17 protein-coding genes are annotated in these 16,288 nt (G+C 64.5%); 4 read left to right on the top strand and 13 right to left on the bottom strand.

Annotation, left to right across the window (positions count from 1 at the left end; all coding sequences use genetic code 11):
• The first annotated feature begins 149 nt into the window (after positions 1-149).
• Genes BB28_RS10380 through nbtC form a run of 3 tightly spaced genes read left to right on the top strand, consistent with a single transcriptional unit; the run spans position 150 to position 5,309 of the window.
• On the top strand, positions 150-914 hold the full coding sequence (locus BB28_RS10380; protein ID WP_046253455.1) for a thioesterase II family protein: 765 nt from the start codon (positions 150-152) through the stop codon (positions 912-914).
• Positions 911-2,227, top strand: a complete 1,317-nt coding sequence (locus BB28_RS10375) for a beta-ketoacyl [acyl carrier protein] synthase domain-containing protein (protein ID WP_046253454.1) — start codon at positions 911-913, stop codon at positions 2,225-2,227. The genes BB28_RS10380 and BB28_RS10375 overlap by 4 nt, the downstream gene beginning before the upstream one ends.
• A gap of 55 nt (positions 2,228-2,282) precedes the next feature.
• Positions 2,283-5,309 carry a nocobactin polyketide synthase NbtC gene (gene nbtC, locus BB28_RS10370; protein WP_046253453.1) on the top strand — a complete coding sequence of 1,009 codons (3,027 nt, stop codon included), beginning with the start codon at positions 2,283-2,285 and terminating at the stop codon, positions 5,307-5,309.
• On the opposite strand, the gene BB28_RS10365 is transcribed toward nbtC, so the two are convergent.
• The 9 genes from BB28_RS10365 to BB28_RS10320 all read right to left on the bottom strand — a co-directional run bounded on the left by BB28_RS10365 (position 5,290) and on the right by BB28_RS10320 (position 12,579).
• The gene (locus BB28_RS10365; RefSeq protein ID WP_064393454.1) at positions 5,290-7,239 is read right to left on the bottom strand and encodes a heavy metal translocating P-type ATPase; all 1,950 of its coding nucleotides are present in this window, start codon (positions 7,237-7,239) and stop codon (positions 5,290-5,292) included. The two genes, nbtC and BB28_RS10365, sit on opposite strands and share 20 nt — an antisense overlap.
• 252 nt (positions 7,240-7,491) lie before the next feature.
• The gene (locus BB28_RS10355; RefSeq protein ID WP_046253451.1) at positions 7,492-7,815 is read right to left on the bottom strand and encodes a hypothetical protein; all 324 of its coding nucleotides are present in this window, start codon (positions 7,813-7,815) and stop codon (positions 7,492-7,494) included.
• A 116-nt stretch (positions 7,816-7,931) separates the two neighbouring features.
• Complete coding sequence (lpqS, locus tag BB28_RS10350) at positions 7,932-8,351, bottom strand: putative copper homeostasis (lipo)protein LpqS (protein WP_046253450.1); 420 nt, start codon at positions 8,349-8,351, stop codon at positions 7,932-7,934.
• Positions 8,345-8,680 carry a hypothetical protein gene (locus tag BB28_RS10345; protein ID WP_046255725.1) on the bottom strand — a complete coding sequence of 112 codons (336 nt, stop codon included), beginning with the start codon at positions 8,678-8,680 and terminating at the stop codon, positions 8,345-8,347. Before BB28_RS10345 ends, lpqS begins: the two co-directional genes overlap by 7 nt.
• 8 nt (positions 8,681-8,688) lie before the next feature.
• On the bottom strand, positions 8,689-9,033 hold the full coding sequence (locus BB28_RS10340; protein WP_419894514.1) for a hypothetical protein: 345 nt from the start codon (positions 9,031-9,033) through the stop codon (positions 8,689-8,691).
• A 133-nt stretch (positions 9,034-9,166) separates the two neighbouring features.
• Positions 9,167-9,595 (bottom strand): hypothetical protein, encoded by a 429-nt coding sequence (locus BB28_RS10335; RefSeq protein ID WP_126315393.1) that lies wholly within the window; start codon positions 9,593-9,595, stop codon positions 9,167-9,169.
• Positions 9,596-9,652: 57 nt separating this feature from the next.
• Complete coding sequence (locus BB28_RS10330) at positions 9,653-10,534, bottom strand: SDR family oxidoreductase (protein ID WP_046253447.1); 882 nt, start codon at positions 10,532-10,534, stop codon at positions 9,653-9,655.
• A 9-nt stretch (positions 10,535-10,543) separates the two neighbouring features.
• Positions 10,544-11,794, bottom strand: a complete 1,251-nt coding sequence (mshC, locus tag BB28_RS10325) for a cysteine--1-D-myo-inosityl 2-amino-2-deoxy-alpha-D-glucopyranoside ligase (RefSeq protein WP_046253446.1) — start codon at positions 11,792-11,794, stop codon at positions 10,544-10,546.
• Between the two features lie 20 nt (positions 11,795-11,814).
• Positions 11,815-12,579, bottom strand: a complete 765-nt coding sequence (locus BB28_RS10320) for a 3'(2'),5'-bisphosphate nucleotidase CysQ (protein WP_046253445.1) — start codon at positions 12,577-12,579, stop codon at positions 11,815-11,817.
• A 67-nt stretch (positions 12,580-12,646) separates the two neighbouring features.
• Between BB28_RS10320 and BB28_RS10315 the strand changes: the two genes are divergently transcribed.
• A complete protein-coding gene (locus BB28_RS10315) occupies positions 12,647-13,483 on the top strand; it encodes an LLM class flavin-dependent oxidoreductase (RefSeq protein ID WP_046255724.1) in 837 nt (278 codons plus the stop codon).
• A 3-nt stretch (positions 13,484-13,486) separates the two neighbouring features.
• On the opposite strand, the gene BB28_RS10310 is transcribed toward BB28_RS10315, so the two are convergent.
• The 4 genes from BB28_RS10310 to BB28_RS10295 form a co-directional block, all read right to left on the bottom strand.
• Positions 13,487-13,819: a DUF732 domain-containing protein gene (locus tag BB28_RS10310; protein ID WP_046253444.1), complete on the bottom strand. Its 333-nt coding sequence runs from the start codon at positions 13,817-13,819 to the stop codon at positions 13,487-13,489.
• 92 nt (positions 13,820-13,911) lie between these two features.
• The gene (locus BB28_RS10305) at positions 13,912-14,814 is read right to left on the bottom strand and encodes an LppU/SCO3897 family protein (RefSeq protein ID WP_046253443.1); all 903 of its coding nucleotides are present in this window, start codon (positions 14,812-14,814) and stop codon (positions 13,912-13,914) included.
• A gap of 69 nt (positions 14,815-14,883) precedes the next feature.
• Complete coding sequence (locus BB28_RS10300) at positions 14,884-15,714, bottom strand: SCO1664 family protein (RefSeq protein ID WP_046253442.1); 831 nt, start codon at positions 15,712-15,714, stop codon at positions 14,884-14,886.
• Positions 15,698-16,285 (bottom strand): DUF3090 domain-containing protein, encoded by a 588-nt coding sequence (locus tag BB28_RS10295; protein WP_046253441.1) that lies wholly within the window; start codon positions 16,283-16,285, stop codon positions 15,698-15,700. The genes BB28_RS10300 and BB28_RS10295 overlap by 17 nt, the downstream gene beginning before the upstream one ends.
• Between the last annotated feature and the right edge of the window lie 3 nt (positions 16,286-16,288).

Genomic DNA, 16,288 nt, shown 5'->3' with positions numbered 1-16,288 from the left:
ATGCCTAGCCTTACCTTAATGTCTGTCGGCGGCAGCGAGTGACGGCCCATGGGTGCCGTCAATCACCACGGTCGGAATGCGAGCTGCGTACCCAACGACGGGTTACGTTAGGCTAATCTAACTATCTGCAAGTTGGAAGGAAGCTCGACGTGGATCGCAAACTCGGATGGATCAGGCAGTTCCACAAGCCAGAGTCACCCGACGCCCCGTTGCTACTGCTCTTCCCCCATGCAGGCGCCGGCGCTTCAGCATATCGCATGCTCTCAAAGGCTGCTTCAGCAAATTTCAATGTCGTGATATTCCAATATCCCGGGCGACAAGATCGCGCGGGTGAGCCCGCGCTGCCGACACTTACCGATATTGCTTCGGGGGCGTTCGCCGAGTTCCAATCGTCCGAGCACAATCGTGGCCTTTCGATCCACACCTTTGGCCACAGCATGGGCGCGGTCGTCTCCTTCGAGTTCGTCCGGCTGGCGGAGGCCGCCGGACTGGACGTGCGTCAACTCACCGTCTCCTCGGCGGTGGCGCCAGCCAATATCGCCGGCAAGCCTGCCCTGCCGACCGACGATGACGCGGTGCTGGCTCATATGGGCGCCCTCGATGGCACGAATTCCGCGGTCATGGGCAGTCTCGATGTCATGCGAATGGCGCTACCGGTCATGAAGGGCGACTACCGGGCCTTCAACGCATACGAGTGCGCCGACGGAGTTAGGGTTGCCGCGCGTATCCACTCGATCGGCGGGGACCAGGACCCCATGATTACCATGGCCGACCTCTACAGTTGGAGTAAGCACACTGATGAACTCGAAGTAACGTTGTTCGATGGCGGGCATTTCTTCCTGAACTCCCAGACCGAAGCCCTGGCCGAGCTACTGGCCGGGAACGCAGCCCGCACAATCTCTCCGCAACGATGAGCGCCACCGACGCCGATCCCGTTGTCATCTCCGGGATGGCGATCGAGGCGCCCGGAGGAATCGACACCCCTGCAGCGTTCTGGCGCGCACTGGCCGACGGCCGCGAGCTCATCAGCCCATTCCCCCGTGATCGCGATTGGCCTATCGACGAACTGTTGTCACTGTCCAATCTCGACGGCTGGGGCCGTGTGTCAGATGCGGGTGGATTCCTTACCGATGCAGGCGCTTTCGACCCCACCTTCTATGGCATCACACAACGGGAGGCCGTCGCCATGGACCCGCAGCAGCGGGTGGCCATGCGCTCGGCATGGAAAGCTCTAGAAAACACCGGCCTCAACCCCGGCGCACTCGACGGCTCAGAGGCCGGTGTATTCATTGGCATCTCCCCCAACGAATACGGTCCTCCGGTCGGCGAAGTCAACGCCCATAGCGGCATGCGTGTGGTGGGTCGTGGACAACTCGGCGCCGCCGGCCGCATCTCGCACCAACTTGGACTTATCGGGCCATCCATGTGCATCGACTCCGCATGCGCCTCATCGCTGGCGGCGCTGCATGTCGCCACATCCGCGGTTCGAGCCGACGAATGCGAATGGGCCATCGCGGGTGGAGTCTGTGTCATGGGGTCACCCGGGGGGTTCTATGAATTCTCACGGATGCACGCACTAGACCCGGACGGGCACTGCCGCTCATACTCCGACGAGGCGAACGGCACCCTCTGGGGTGAGTGCGTTGGAATGGTTGTGCTGGAACGTGAATCGCGCGCACGCGCTCTGGGACATCGGGTGTACGGACGTATCATGGCCGTCCGCACCAACCACAACGGCGGCGGAAAACCCATTCTGGTGCCACGAGGACGCGCACAGGCCAAGTTGGTCGCCGCGACCATCGCCGCCTCCGGTGTCGATCCGGCCGACATTGGGATGCTCGAAGGACACGGAACCGGCACCCGTGCGGGTGATCCGCTCGAGATCCTCGCGCTGCAAAGCACGTACGGAGCCGGCGGCTCCAACGCACTTCTCGGATCGGCGAAATCCAATGCCGGGCACGCTCAATCCGCCGCAGGAATGATGGGCCTGATCAAACTGCTGTTATCCGGTCAGCAGGGACATATCCCACCGACGCTGTTCGCGGACAACCCCACCACCAAGGTCGACTGGTCGATGACCGGGATCCGACTGGCCACAAAACTGCACTCTTGGGAACCGACGAACGGCATCCGGTACGGTGCGGTCTCATCCTTCGGAGCCGGTGGCGCCAATGCGCACGCCATCATCGCGATGCCCGCAGAGGGAGAGGACGGCGACGATGTCTAGCCATCGCTTACCCAACGGGACCATCCCTGTTCTGCTCTCTGGGGATACTCCGGAGGTGCTGCGCAGGGAGGCCTCCGCACTCCTCGTGTATGTGCTTGACCACCCGCAAATCACCCCGGATCGTATTGCGGGCATGATCTTTCGGACCCGCATTGCGCGCCGCTTCCGCGCGCTGATCATCGCCGAAGACCGCGACCAACTGGAAGCGGCACTGCGGGCCGTGGTCGCTGGCACTGACCACGCCCATGTGATCCGAAATGCCGAGCCCGCGACCTCACGCCGACGCGGATTCGTGTTCCCCGGGCAGGGCGGACAACGCCCGGGAATGGGGAACCTCTTCTACGATCGATTCCACGATTTCCGGACAGAGGTCGACCGATGCGCGGAATTATTCAATGCGCAGTTCGGCCGTTCACCACTGAATTACCTTCTCGACGAACATCTCCCCGCAGATGACAGCGCGAGCACGGTTCAGCCGGCCCTGTTCACTCAAATGGCCGGCCTGGCCGCGTTGTGGCGTGCGGTGGGTGTGCACCCCCACGCCACCATCGGACATAGTCAAGGTGAGATCGCTGCGGCTTATGTCTCCGGCGTGATGTCCCTTGCCGATGCGGTAACCGTGGTGGGTACCCGAGCCAAGATCGCCGACGAGTTCCCCGCGGACGACTACACCATGGCAGTGATCGCCGCAGACCGCGATACTTGCGAGGAACTTCTTGCACGGCAATCAGGTTGGGCCGAACTCTCGGTGATCAACTCCCCGTCGATGGTGGGAATCTCCGGCCACCACGAGACCGTCCACCAAATCGTCGAACACCTCACCCAAGCCGGTGTCTTCGCACGGACCATCGCGGTGCGATACCCGGCTCATACCAGCATGATCGCCTCGATCGGCGCGGATATTCGCGGGACACTTGCCGAGCGCCTCAGCGTCAGCGAGTTCGAACCTTCCGAAATCGATTGCATCGGAGCAACACTCGGTACACCGATGACAAGTGATACCCCCCTGGAACAGTACTGGTTCTGGAACCTGCGCAACATCGTCCGCTTCGACCGTGCCATCGCGACTGCGGTGAGATCCCAGGTTGACACCTTCGTGGAGTTGGGCGAGCACCCCACGTTGCAGCTGGCGATCCGCGAAAACCTCTCGGCTCTAGACGCCGAACGCACCGCGTGCGTGGTGGGCACATCCACCCGGGCCGCAACGGATCTGGCCGACTTCACCGCCAACCTCGCGAACCTCGCCGTGCACGATCTCGACTACAACTGGGACGCGCTACGCACCGAGACATCCGAACCGGTTTCGCTACCACTACGTGACTTCCCGAACGTCCAGAACAACGATGTTCCGCTCTGGTTGTCGTACCGCGGGGCGGGCGGTGGGGTGTCAGTACCCAAGCAGCCCAACAACACGGACGCCGATCGCCCGGAACACGATGCGGACTCCCCCTCGCACACACGATTGTTACGCGAGGCCTGGACCAAGGTGACCAGGCGCTCGATGATGCCGCCAAGGGCCTACGGACTCATCGACGCCACCGGCGAGGCCGGGGCACTCACCGCGGCAATCCGGGACTGCGCATCGGATTTCGGTTCATCGGCGCACATCATCGGCAACTCAGAGGTGTCCGGTCCCGGAGACGCAGACACTGTGGTGATCGTGCTGCCGGCTGCGGGATATCTCGATGATCTCGGGGCGGCCGACGCGGTGGCACAGTTCTTCGGCGACCGCACGTGGTGGCCAGAGCTGTCGAACTCTGTCACCGGTTGCTGGATTGTCACGGTCGGGGGCGAAGAGGTTGTCGCCACAGACGCATCGCCACATCCGGTGCACGCCGCGATCGCCGCCGGGTTCCGTTGCATGGGTGCCGAACACCCAGGAACTGTCTTTCGACACCTGGACCTCGCGCACGATATGGCACACCCAGATAATGCCGGCACCATCTTGGCCGCGCTGCAATCTGCCGGAGAATCGGAGTTGGCGCTCCGGGCAGACGGCATGTACGCCAAGCGCATTCTGGATGCCGATCAGGACAGTGACCACGAAACCGCAACTGCAGTACCCGATCACGTCGTGATAACCGGCGGAACAGGAAAACTCGGTCAGGAATTCTGTGAGCACTATGCCCGGCTGGGTACCCGACAAATCACCCTGATCAGCCGTTCCGGCGAGACTGACACCGTGACCGGACGGCTCGACGCGATCCGCCGCAGCACCGGCGCGACGGTCCGTGCGCTGTCGTGTGATGTGACCGATGCCTCTGCTATCGCCACGCTGGCCGAGGACCTACGTGAAGCCCCCGCGGACCTCATCATCCATGCCGCGGTGGACTATTCGGATCTCCCCTTCAGCGAGATTACGGTCGAGCGGTTCCAACAGGCGCTGCACGCGAAGGTCGCAGGGATCACGAACGTTCTCAACGCACTGCCCCGCACCGATTTCTGCCGCGTCGTCTTGTGCTCATCCCTGGTGGCAACGATCGGCGGCAAGGGCCAGCTGATGTACGCGGCGGGCAACCGGATGCTGGACGTGCTCGCGACCCGACAACGTGCTGCCGGACTGGATTGCGTGTCCGTGCAGTGGGGCCAGTGGACCACGCACCTCGACCTCGATGACACAGGCATAGCGAAACTGGCTGCGGCGGGAGTCCATCCCATGAGACCCGCCGATGCTCTCGCGGTCGGGATGGGACTACACACTGGCAACACCCTTGTCGGGGCGTTCGATCTCACGCAGGCTCGTGAAGTACTGGGAGTCTTCGGATACGGTCCGCTGCTCTCCGAGCTCGTCGACACCAGCGCGCCGGTAGCGTCCACCGAGGTAACCCGGCCCGCGGCGGTGGCTCCCGAGAACCGACCCGGACATCTTGTGCAGTTACTCGCAGAGGTCATCGGAGCCGACCGGGCCGATTCCATCGACACCGCCATGCCCATGGTGGCGATGGGCCTGGATTCGTTGCAGGCGCTCGAATTTCGGCGACGCGTACAGGCTGAGCTCAATTTCGAGCTGCCAGTGCAAGATCTACTCGGCGGCGCCTCCGTGGACCATGTGATCGAGGCTCTCACCGCCCAGGTGCGGTAAGGATGCGCCGCACGGATTGTTCCGGACGAAGATCCAAGCGGCGCAGCAACTGTGCGTTGAGCGCGACGACCACGGTGGATGCCGACATCAGAATGGCCCCAACGCTCATGGGAAGCACGAATCCGATCGGCGCGAGCACACCCGCCGCCAACGGAACCGAGATCAGGTTGTATCCGGCTGCCCACCAAAGGTTCTGCTTCATCCTTCGGTAGGCCGCTCGCGACAACTCGATGACCGAGAGCACCGAGCGCGGATCCGAGCTGCCCAGGATGACACCTGCCGAGGCGATCGCAACATCGGTGCCCGCTCCGATCGCGATGCCCACATCGGCTTGCGCGAGCGCGGGGGCGTCATTGACACCGTCACCGACCATCGCCACGGTGTGTCCTTCGGATTGCAACTGCGCCACCGCTGCCGCCTTGTCCTCCGGCCGCACCTCGGCGAACACCCGATCCACGCCGAGCTCAGCGGCCACCGTGTTGGCCACGGCATGTGCGTCACCGGTGATCATCACCACCGATACACCCAGCCTGTGTAGCGCCTCGACGGTGTCCCGGGACTCCGGCCGGATGTCATCGGCCAAGCGCAGCGCGCCGGCGACCTGCCCGTCGGTCAGCACATGCAGAATGATCGCACCTTCGGTACGCCATCTGTCGGCGATCGGTAGCTCTTGCGCACCATGCCTTTTCAGTAAAGCAGGGCCACCGACGGCGACCTGCACGCCTGCGACGTCCGCGGTGACCCCCAGCGCAGGCTCGGAGGAAAAGCCGCTCGCGGCAACGATCGGCAGTCCCCGTCCGCGAGCGGCCTGCACGATGGCGCGAGCCAGTGGATGCTCACTGTCGGTCTCGGCCGCGGCCGCCAGCCCCAACACGGTGTCGGCATCGCGTCCGTCGGCAGGTTCGACACCCGTCACGGTGGGGGCACCCTTGGTCAGCGTTCCGGTCTTGTCGAACAGCACGACGTCCACGGTGCGCATCTGCTCCAGGGCCAGGCGGTCTTTCACCAATACCCCGCCCCGGGCCGCACGCTCGGTGGCGATGGAGACGACCAGAGGAATGGCCAGACCCAACGCATGCGGGCAGGCGATCACCAGCACCGTGATGACGCGGACCACCGCGGTATCGGGCTCCCCCAGGATCGTCCAAGCCACGGCCGTCAGCGCGGCAGCACCCAGAGCGAACCAGAACAGCCATCCCGCAGCGGTGTCGGCGATCCGTTGCGCGCGCGAGCTGGAGGCCTGCGCATCGGCGACCAGCCGCTGGATCCCGGCCAGCGTGGTGTCATCACCGACTGCCGTGACTTCCACACGCAGGCCCGAATCGGTGGCCACGGTTCCGGCAACTACCTGATCGCCGATCTGTCGGCGCACCGGATGGGACTCCCCTGTCACCATCGATTCGTCCAGATGGGCACTGCCCTCGGTGATTCGGCCGTCGGCGGGCACCGAGCCACCCGGACGCACGACCACGATGTCACCGACCCGAAGATCGGCCGGCGCGACGGGCACCACCGCATCCCCCTCGACGCGTTCGGCGCTATCGGGCAGCAGCGCCGCCAGCGAGTCGAGCGCCGACGTGGTCTGCGCCAGCGACCGCATCTCGATCCAGTGCCCCAGCAGCATGATCACCACCAGAAGCGCCAGCTCCCACCAGAAATTGAGCTGGTGATCGATCAGGCCGAGACTGGCGCCCCACGATGCGACAAAGGCCACCGTGATCGCCAGGCCGATCAACAGCATCATTCCCGGTCTGCGTCCGCGCACCTCGGCGACCGCCCCGGTCAGGAAGGGCTTGCCGCCCCAGAAGTAAATGACGGTGCCAAGAACCGGCGATATCCACGGGATCCAGCCGGTGGTGGGCAGTTGGTAGCCGATGACCATCGCAAACATGTCGTTGAACGCGACCACCGGCACCGAGAGCCCCAACATGATCCAGAACAACCTGCGGAACTGCCTGACATGATCACCATGACCGCCATGGTCATGGTGCTGATGGCCGGTGTGATCCGCATGCTCCCCGGGTTGGCCATGATGCCCGTGATGTTCGTGCATGCTGCCATGCGCAGCATGCACGTCCGATTCGCATGTTGCGGCCGGCGCGTGAGACGACGGATGGTGAGGGTGATCCCTATGCGAACTCATACCCCGATTAAATACCCCCCAGGGGTATAGGTCAAGGGATTAGCACTGGATATCGACGTGGTACACGCTGTACAGCCATACCCGCCTGGTGGGCCCGGACGAGATGTTCGGGTAGATACGCGGGTTGCCGAAGACGTCGAGATCTTTGCGTACCCGCGTGGCCACACATTGCGACAGTGGCTTGTTGCCCGTCTTGGTGACGATGACCTTGTTGCCCTGAGCCTTGAGAGCATCGATGACTTGTTGGGCGTCGCCGAGCGCACCCGGACCGGCTTGGGCGGCCGGAGCCGCCAGTAACGCCGCCGCAAAGGCGGCCGCGATCAGTGTCAATTTGGGCAGACGCCCGCAAAAAGTGGTGTTCATGGCACAAGAACCTCTATGTGTAAGGCCGCACCGAGTAGGCACGGAGGTGACTGATGGCTGGCTGCAGGCCAGAGCTCGGATGCGTAGACGCATGCGAAAACCCGGCTCGGCCGGGATCAGCGCCGCAATACGCAGAGGCGATGGATGAGGGTGCGACCGCTGACTGTTGTTGCGGCTTCGGTATGTGGCGGCGGACCCCGAGTCACCGGTGGACAGATCACAGAGGCCAACACGCAGACGACGATCACGGCCGCGACCAACCACAGCAGACGCGCCGCGGCGGGCATGGCCATTGCGGTAACGACCTCGCCGACGAAGGTGCATAAGAAGGCCTGAGCCTGCCCGATGTGATCATGCCGCCGGGCCGCAACATCGGTGAGCTGCTGAGAGGACCTAGCCGCGACAGCATGGTGAAGCGAAATGGCCGCAGCCTTCACGTCGCGGTGCATCGCCGCACACGGCAACACAAGCACGACAAGGACCGCCGCCATAACGACGCCCACCGCAGTGCGCAGCATCCGGGAACTGATCAACATTGAACGTCGACGTACACGGTGCGGTATATCAGCTGTGTCCCTACCCCGTTGGCACGTTTCGCGCGGTTGGGGTCGGCGATGCGAGGCTGAGTCCACCAGTACTGGGACTCTCCTTCGCGCACCGATGTCACGGCGCACATCTGCAGCGGTTTGTCGCCCGTGCGCCGGACGACGACCTTGTCACCTTGGCGTTGCAACTGCGTGATGACCTGCAGCGCATCGGATGACGCCGGACCGGCCGAGGCGGCCGCAGATGTGGCGACTGCCAGCCCCGCCACAAGGATTGTTGCCGCCAGGATGGACCGACAAGGAAAAATGTTGCGGTACACGATGTTCCCTAGCACTGCACGGTCACGTACATGACGTGGGAGGCCAGCTGGCGCTTTGTCGGACCCTTGCGCTGCGGCACCTGGTCGTAAATGTGCCGACCGACCCGTACCGAGGTTGCGGTGCATTGCGACAGCGGCATGAGCGGCCCACTGCGGTTGATGATGACCTGATCTCCACGGAGCTTCAATGCGGCAATCAGGGCCTGGGCGTTACCCGGCGCCTGCGGCCCGGGTTGCGTCGGACCCGCGGAAGCAGGCACTGCCAATGCGATGGCGGCGAACCCGGCCGCCAATGCCGATCCACCGAGGCGACCGGCAACTGCGCGCGGCGCAGCCAAAGATGATGTAGCCACGATAATCGTGTCCTTATCTGAAAGGTGTTGGAGTCATGCATGATTGGCGAAATGCCAGCACGTCGCCCCCACGAGGCGATGGGGCGTGCTTTCGGACGCTAGCGGTGGTCGCCGGCGGGGATACAGAAAGCGCTCAGCGCCGCGCCACGCAAAAATGCATAAGACGATCAATGCCGTCACGCAACAACAAATGGGGCTGCCCCCGCGGCGGACCGTGCGCCGTTGGGCGCCACATCGCGTACACCGCGAGTGCCACGAACGCCACGACCGTGAGCGCGATGACCCACCCCGAGAACACGCCGGACGCCGCCGCGATGACCGCGGGCAGCGGGTAGCAATCGTGATGATCCTCGGCACCGGGCAGAGAAGCGAGTGCATACGGCACCTCAGCGAGGTGAACAGATGCGACCGACGCGCCCGTGGTTCCAGCGGCCGTGTCCCGTGCCACGGGACACTTCAGCACCGGCACCAGCACGACCGCGATGATCAGCAGGGCCCGCAACATCACCAATGCCATGCCCAAGCCCGCGCGCAGCGCTGCGCGTTCACCGCCGGGTGCCATCACTTCACCGTACACCCACACCCCATACCCGTAGTGGGTATCAGCCGGGTGCGTGTGTCAGGCCTCGCCGGTTTCACCACGGGCGGCACGCTGCACAGCGGCCACCTCGGCGTCCATACGGGGCAGGATCTCCGGAATCATGCCCCGCATGGGCAATTCGCCGAGCGACGTCGACAACACCGGCTTGAGCCAGCGGGTCACCCCCACCCAGCCGGGGCAGTTAATCCGTCGACGCCGTTTTTCGATGCCCTTGACGAAGGCCTTGCCACACGCTTCGACAGACGTAACGGTTCTCAATGGCGGTGGCAGCCGGGTCAGCATCTCCGAGAACGCCGACAGGTTGGCCTTCTGGTCGTTCACCATCGAGGTGTCGATCCACGACATGTGTGCCGATCCCACGTCAACGCCCCGATGCGCCACCTCCAGACGCAGCGCGTTCGCGAAGTGTTCGACCGCAGCCTTGGAGGCGTTGTATGCCGTGACCCCCGGTGCCGCCGCATAGGCGGCCAGAGACGACACGATGAGCACATACCCCTTCCGCTCGATCACCGAGGGCAAGGCTGCGCGCACCGTGTGAAACACCCCGAGCACGTTGACATCGATCAGCTTCTTGAAGGTCGCAGGGTCCACCTGCAGCACCGAGCCGAACGTCAGCAGGCCCGCGTTCGCCAGCACCACATCGATGCCGCCGAATCGCTCGACCGCCTGGGCGACGGCCCCTTCCAGCGCTGCCAGATCGCACACGTCGGCCACCGCCACCAGTACTCGATCCCGGCCCAGATCGTCGGCAACTGCCGCAAGCTTGGTCTCGTCCAGATCGGTGAGCACAAGGTTGGCACCCTTGGCGTGCAATCTGTGTGCGACTTCCACCCCGATGCCGCCGGCGCCGCCGGTGATCATGACCGTCTTGCCGGCGATATTGTTCAGCGTTGAACCCATGGCCCGACGCTACAGCTGCACTCCCAGCAGGGCATCCACCGCATGACCCACGTGCGCGCCGGCCGCAGCATCATGTCCACCGTAGGCCAACGCGTCGGTCACCCAGTTGTCCAGTGCAGCAATTGCTTTCGGCGTATCGAGATCATCGGCGAGATAACGCCGCACTCGAGACACCACATCGCGGGCGCTCGGCGCGGCGGGCAGTGCCACCGCGTGGCGCCAGCGGGCCAACCGGGCCTGCGCGTCGGAGAGCACGGCATCACTCCAGGACCGGTCGGCGCGATAGTGGCCGGCCAACAACCCGAGCCTGATGGCCGCCGGATCCACGCCCTCGGCGGTCAGCACAGAAACCTTCACCAGGTTCCCCCGGCTCTTGGACATCTTGTGTCCGTCCCAGCCGATCATCCCGGCGTGCACATAGTGTCGCGCAAAACGGCGTTGCGCCGTAACGGCTTCAGCGTGCGCGGCACTGTATTCGTGGTGCGGGAAAATCAGATCGCTGCCGCCGCCCTGGATGTCGATACCGGCACCGAGCTCGCGCAGCACGATCGCCGAGCACTCGACATGCCAGCCCGGACGGCCCGATCCAAACGAAGCCTCCCAGCTCGGCTCTCCCGGCCGTGCCGCGCGCCAGAGCAGAGCGTCAAGTTCGTTGGCCTTGCCGGGCCGGTCCGGATCCCCGCCGCGTTCGGCGAACAACCGCGACATGGTCTCGATGTCGTATCCCGACTCATAGCCGAACTGCTCGGTAGCGTCGACCCGGAAGTAGACGTCCGGATACTCGGGATCGTCCGCGACATATGCGGCGCCCGAAGCCAGCATCTTCTCGACGAGTTCGATGATGCAGGCAATCGACTCGGTGGCGCGCACATACTCCCGGGGTGCCAGCACCCGCAGCGCGGTCATGTCGCCCCGGAACAAGTCGGTTTCCCGGTCCCCCAGCTCGCGCCAATCGATGCCGTCCCGGTCGGCACGTTCGAAGAGCGGATCGTCGATATCGGTGACGTTTTGTACGTAATGCACATCCAGGCCCGCGTCGAGCCATTGCCGGTAGATCAGGTCGAACGTGAGATACGTTGCGGCGTGACCCAGATGAGTGGCGTCATAGGGCGTGATGCCACACACGTACATGGTCGCACTGGAACCCGGACCGGACGATGGCGTCACCGGCCGCACCTGACGATCGGCGGTGTCGTACAGCCGCAGCTGCGGACCACGACCGTCGAGCTCAGGAACTGGCGGCGACGCCCATGACTGCATGCGCACAGCTTATTGGGCGGTTAGGCGCGCCCGGCGACCGCATCCAACAGCAACGGCGCCAAATCGGCCCTGCACATGACGAGATCCGGCAGATACGGATGCGGCTCGTTGTACCGCAGCGGGGACCCGTCGAGCCGGGAGGCGTGCAGACCGGCCGCCAGCACCACCCCGGCCGGGGCCGCGGAGTCCCATTCCCATTGACCACCACCGTGAAGATAGGCATCGGCTTCACCGCGTACCACCGCCATGGCCTTGGCCCCGGCCGACCCCATCGGAATGAGCTCCATGTTGAGCCGCTCGGCCATATCGGTGAGGAACTTCGGCGCCCGGCTGGCACTGACGACCACCCGGATCGGATCCGAGTCAGCCCGCGCCGAAGGGGTCACCCGGGTCTCGTCGGTGCGGAACACGGTATCCAGGCCGGGCAGCGCCACCGCTGCGTCGGTGATCGCCCCTCCGTGATCGTCGGCCTGCCACAGCGCGACGTGCACCGCCCAGTCGTCGCGGCCCTCGATCCCGAACTCGCGGGTCCCGTCGAGCGGGTCGATGATCCAGACCCGCTGTGCGTCGAGGCGGGTCTTGTCGTCGACGGCCTCCTCGGAGAGCACCGAGTCCGCAGGCCGTTCGGCCGCCAACCGCTCCAGCAGCAGCGCGTTGGCACGCTTGTCACCGGCCGCCCCCAGCCCCTTCGGGTCGTCGAACCCAAGCTCGGCACGCACCTGCAAGAGCAGCTGTCCGGCTTCGTGAGCAAGTTCTGCGGCAAGCGCGGCATCGGAAAGAGTCACCCGGTCAGTATTACCCGATCCGGATTTGTCTGACCTCCTCGGCATACTCACGCGCATGCCCGTCGCCATGCAGTATGGAATCGTCCTGACAACGGGAGACGCCGGCGATGTCGCAGAGCTGGCCGTGCTGGCAGAGGAAGCGGGCTGGGACGCGATCTTCGGCTGGGAGCCGGTGTGGGGTGTCGACGCGTGGGTGGCGTTGACCGCGGCGGCGATGCGCACCACCCGCATCAAACTCGGCACCATGCTCACTCCGCTGTCGCGCCGCAAGCCGTGGGATCTGGCGTCCACCACAGCGACGCTGGACCGGTTATCCGGAGGCCGTGTCATCCTGTCGGTGGGAATGGGTGCGCTGCATGACAATTGGCTGGCCTTCGAGCGCGATCAGGGCCGCAAGACCCGCGCCGAACTGCTGGACGAGGGCCTCGACATCCTATTCGGTCTATGGGCCGGCCAACCGTTCAGTTATGAGGGCAAGCACTACCTGGTGACACCGACGACGCACATGGTCCCCGATCCCCCGGTACAAGTGCCCCGCATCACGACCTGGTGCGTGGGTTTGAACGGGGCTCTCAGGTCCATGTCCCGCGCCGCCCGCTGTGACGGGCTGTTGCCGAACATCACCACCGCCGATGGACAGTTCGACCTCAATCCGCCGTTGGCCGGCTGGCTGGATTCGGCGCGTGAGATTCACTCGCTACGAGGCGAATTGGGGTGCACCGGCGCATATGACGTGGTGCACGAGACCACCACCGATTGGAAGGATCTCGACGCCACCCGAGAGAAGATCGCGACTCTGCGCAACGGCGGCTACACCTGGTACCTGGACTCGGACTGGCACACCGAGCACAACGATCCGCTGGCCGCGTTGCGTGCACGCGTCGAGAACGGGCCCCCGCGCTAGACGTCAGTGCTTGACGTCAGGGCACAAGGTCTTCGGAGCGATATCGACGATCGACGCCACTTCCCACCGAGGTTGGATGCCCGGAAACACTGTGGCGGCGGCAATCGCATCCTCCTTCGAGGACCCCGCTCTCAACGCGTCACAGGCGCGATATCCGCTGGCAAGGTATCGAGCGGAAGCACCACCAAAGATCGCAGTGCCCGGTGTCGTGTCATTCAACATCTGCAGAAACTCGACCTCGCCATCAGCACGTGCGGGCGCGGCAAAGCCGACCGCCCCAACAAGCGAAGCAGCAAGAATCCCGGCAGCCCAAAACCGGCGAAAGTTTGTGATCATGAGGTCCCCTCTGATGAGAAGACGATCTTATTATCTCGTTCGCGCTGGTGGAATGCGTTTTTCCTTAAGTCGATCGATCCCAGATTTCAAGATCACGGGGCGAATTCACCCGTACAGATCGCCATCGGCGGATCAGGGAACGCGAAGGAATGCACGACGCCGGGCTTGCCCTTGCATTGCGATGACTCCTTCGTTCCGGGAATCACGAACAACACCATGAACGCCTTCGGCGCCTGGCAGGAATCCGCAGCGACGAATACGGTGCTTCCCATCACCACCGCGGTCTGATAGCAGGAGCCGATACGCAGTTGCGGCGCAATGCAATACGAGAAATCGCCAGCTGTGAATCCGGTATATGTCTGCCTGCACTTGCCACCGGGAACGACCTCAATGACACGCCAGGCGGCCTTGGGATCGGTACAGGCAACCGCCTTGTAGTCCGAAGGCGCGGCCAACGCGATGCAGTCCCCGACCACCGCGACCTGCCCCGGAGCCTTGGGTGGGCCCGTCGGCGCAGGGGGCGGCACAGGCATCTGGGGTGGCGCCATCGGCGTACGGGGCGGCTGCGCAGTCGGAGTCTGATAGGTGGGTTCACCACCCGCCGTGGGTAATTCGGGAGTCGCATAGGACACCGTGGTGGTCGGCGCGCTGACCGACTGACGCGGAGCGCTGTCCCGGTTGAGAATCACGACCAACACCACCGCCAGCACCACGACGACCGCGCCCGCGATCGAGGCGATCAGAATCCACGGTCTGGACTGTTTCTGCGATCCGAAGGGATCTTGCCCCGGGAGCCCCGGATACATCGGGGGAACCGCGTAGTCCTGCGGAACCCCGTCATAGAGGCGACCGATCGAATCGTCCGGGTAATCCGCCGGCGCATAACCGTACGGAGCCGTCGGCTGCGGCGCCTGCCAGTACCCCTGAGCCGAACCCTCCGGCGCACCCCACCGCCCGGCCTGTCCCTGCTGATACGGGTCGTGCGGTCCCGTCACGTCAGCGCCCCCTTTTGCCCGTCCCTTCCCGGAACATCATGCTTGCCGACCAGGCTAGACGATCGACAATCAAAAGGCGGGCCACGGTATGGGTCTATTGCGATCAGGCATCGGCATCACCGGTTCATTCAGCGTCATCACCGCGCGTTGGCGCACCGCGGCCACCTCGGCCGTGGTGATGTGGGCCGCGAGCGCGGCGCCCAGATCGCCGCGCAGCGATTCCTCCAGGCGAGTCACATCGTCGAGCAATTCCGGCTCCACGGGTTTACCCGCCCAACCCCACAGAACGGTCCGCAGCTTGTCCTCGCTGTGCAGACAGATCCCATGATCGACCCCGTAGACACCACCATCGGCACCCCGCAGAATGTGGCCGCCCTTGCGATCGGCGTTGTTCACCAAGGTGTCGAACACCGCCATCCGACGCAGCAAGGCGTCATCGGCGTGCACCAGCACGATCTCGGCGCCATCCGCGTCCAGTGCACGCAGGATCGGCAAGTAGTCCTGCGGCACCGCCTGCGGCAGACAGATATCGACCAGATCGAGTGCCCCCTCGCCCAGCTCCGGCTCGTGGATCCACCGTTGCACCATGCCAACGCCCGCCGGACCATCTCGAAAAACCGTATACGGCACCACATTCCAGCCCAACTCGGCCGATATCAGGTACGTCGCCACCTCGCGACCAGCCAGAGTGCCGTCCGGGAAATCCCAGAGCGGCCGCTCGCCCCGCACTGGCTTGTACACACAGTGCACGCTGTCCCCCGACGTGCCCGGCACCTCGCATAGGAAAGTGGCATTGCTCGCCGAGCGAATGCGGCCGATGACGGTGAGTTCGCCATCACGGATCGCGGCGTGATCCTCGGGACTAGCGCCGGGCCCCACATCGTCAGGACTCGGCGTCATCTGCCGCCCCGGGCACCGTCCCCCGGCGATAGCCGTTGGTGCGGACGCAGATATGCCCGGCCGGGTCAAGCGGTTCCTCACACAGCGGACACGGTGGCCGGCCTGCGGAAACGACTCTGGTGGAGCGTGTCGCGAATTGGCGCGCCGCTTCCAGCGAGAGGAACACCCGAACAGCATCCGGACCGTCGTCGGAATCGTCGAGCACCACGGAGGCGTCGAATTCCTGCTCGCTCACCGCGAGCAGTTCGACAACCACCGAGTTGGCCTCGGCATCCCAGCCCAACCCCATCGTGCCGACCCGGAACTCGGCGTCCACGGGCATCACCAACGGGTTGAGATCCTCGACCACATCGGGCTCGGGCGGGATCTCCGTCCCGAACCGGCGATGAACCTCCGACAGCAGCGTTCCGATGCGCTCGGCCAGCACCGACACCTGCTGCTTCTCCAGCATCACGCTGACGATCCGGCTCTCGTGGACGGCCTGTAGGTAAAACGTGCGATTCCCGGGTTCCCCGACCGTTCCGGCAACGAAACGGTCCGGGCTGCGGAATACATGAATCGATCGGGGCATGGT

It is taken from the genome of Mycobacteroides chelonae CCUG 47445 (assembly GCF_001632805.1).
Lineage (GTDB): Bacteria > Actinomycetota > Actinomycetes > Mycobacteriales > Mycobacteriaceae > Mycobacterium > Mycobacterium chelonae.
This window is presented reverse-complemented; position numbering and strand designations above follow the sequence as displayed.

What these genes read in the sequence shown, in the direction of transcription:
- BB28_RS10365 (WP_064393454.1), bottom strand. Translation starts at nt 7,239, where the DNA reads ATGTTGGGGCTCTCGGTGCCGGTGGTCGCGTTCAACGACATGTTTGCG.
- BB28_RS10295 (WP_046253441.1), bottom strand. Translation starts at nt 16,285, where the DNA reads ATGCCCCGATCGATTCATGTATTCCGCAGCCCGGACCGTTTCGTTGCC.
- BB28_RS10300 (WP_046253442.1), bottom strand. Translation starts at nt 15,714, where the DNA reads ATGACGCCGAGTCCTGACGATGTGGGGCCCGGCGCTAGTCCCGAGGAT.
- BB28_RS10310 (WP_046253444.1), bottom strand. Translation starts at nt 13,819, where the DNA reads ATGATCACAAACTTTCGCCGGTTTTGGGCTGCCGGGATTCTTGCTGCT.
- BB28_RS10355 (WP_046253451.1), bottom strand. Translation starts at nt 7,815, where the DNA reads ATGAACACCACTTTTTGCGGGCGTCTGCCCAAATTGACACTGATCGCG.
- BB28_RS10375 (WP_046253454.1), top strand. Translation starts at nt 911, where the DNA reads ATGAGCGCCACCGACGCCGATCCCGTTGTCATCTCCGGGATGGCGATC.
- lpqS (WP_046253450.1), bottom strand. Translation starts at nt 8,351, where the DNA reads ATGTTGATCAGTTCCCGGATGCTGCGCACTGCGGTGGGCGTCGTTATG.
- BB28_RS10315 (WP_046255724.1), top strand. Translation starts at nt 12,647, where the DNA reads ATGCAGTATGGAATCGTCCTGACAACGGGAGACGCCGGCGATGTCGCA.
- BB28_RS10335 (WP_126315393.1), bottom strand. Translation starts at nt 9,595, where the DNA reads ATGGCACCCGGCGGTGAACGCGCAGCGCTGCGCGCGGGCTTGGGCATG.
- BB28_RS10330 (WP_046253447.1), bottom strand. Translation starts at nt 10,534, where the DNA reads ATGGGTTCAACGCTGAACAATATCGCCGGCAAGACGGTCATGATCACC.
- mshC (WP_046253446.1), bottom strand. Translation starts at nt 11,794, where the DNA reads ATGCAGTCATGGGCGTCGCCGCCAGTTCCTGAGCTCGACGGTCGTGGT.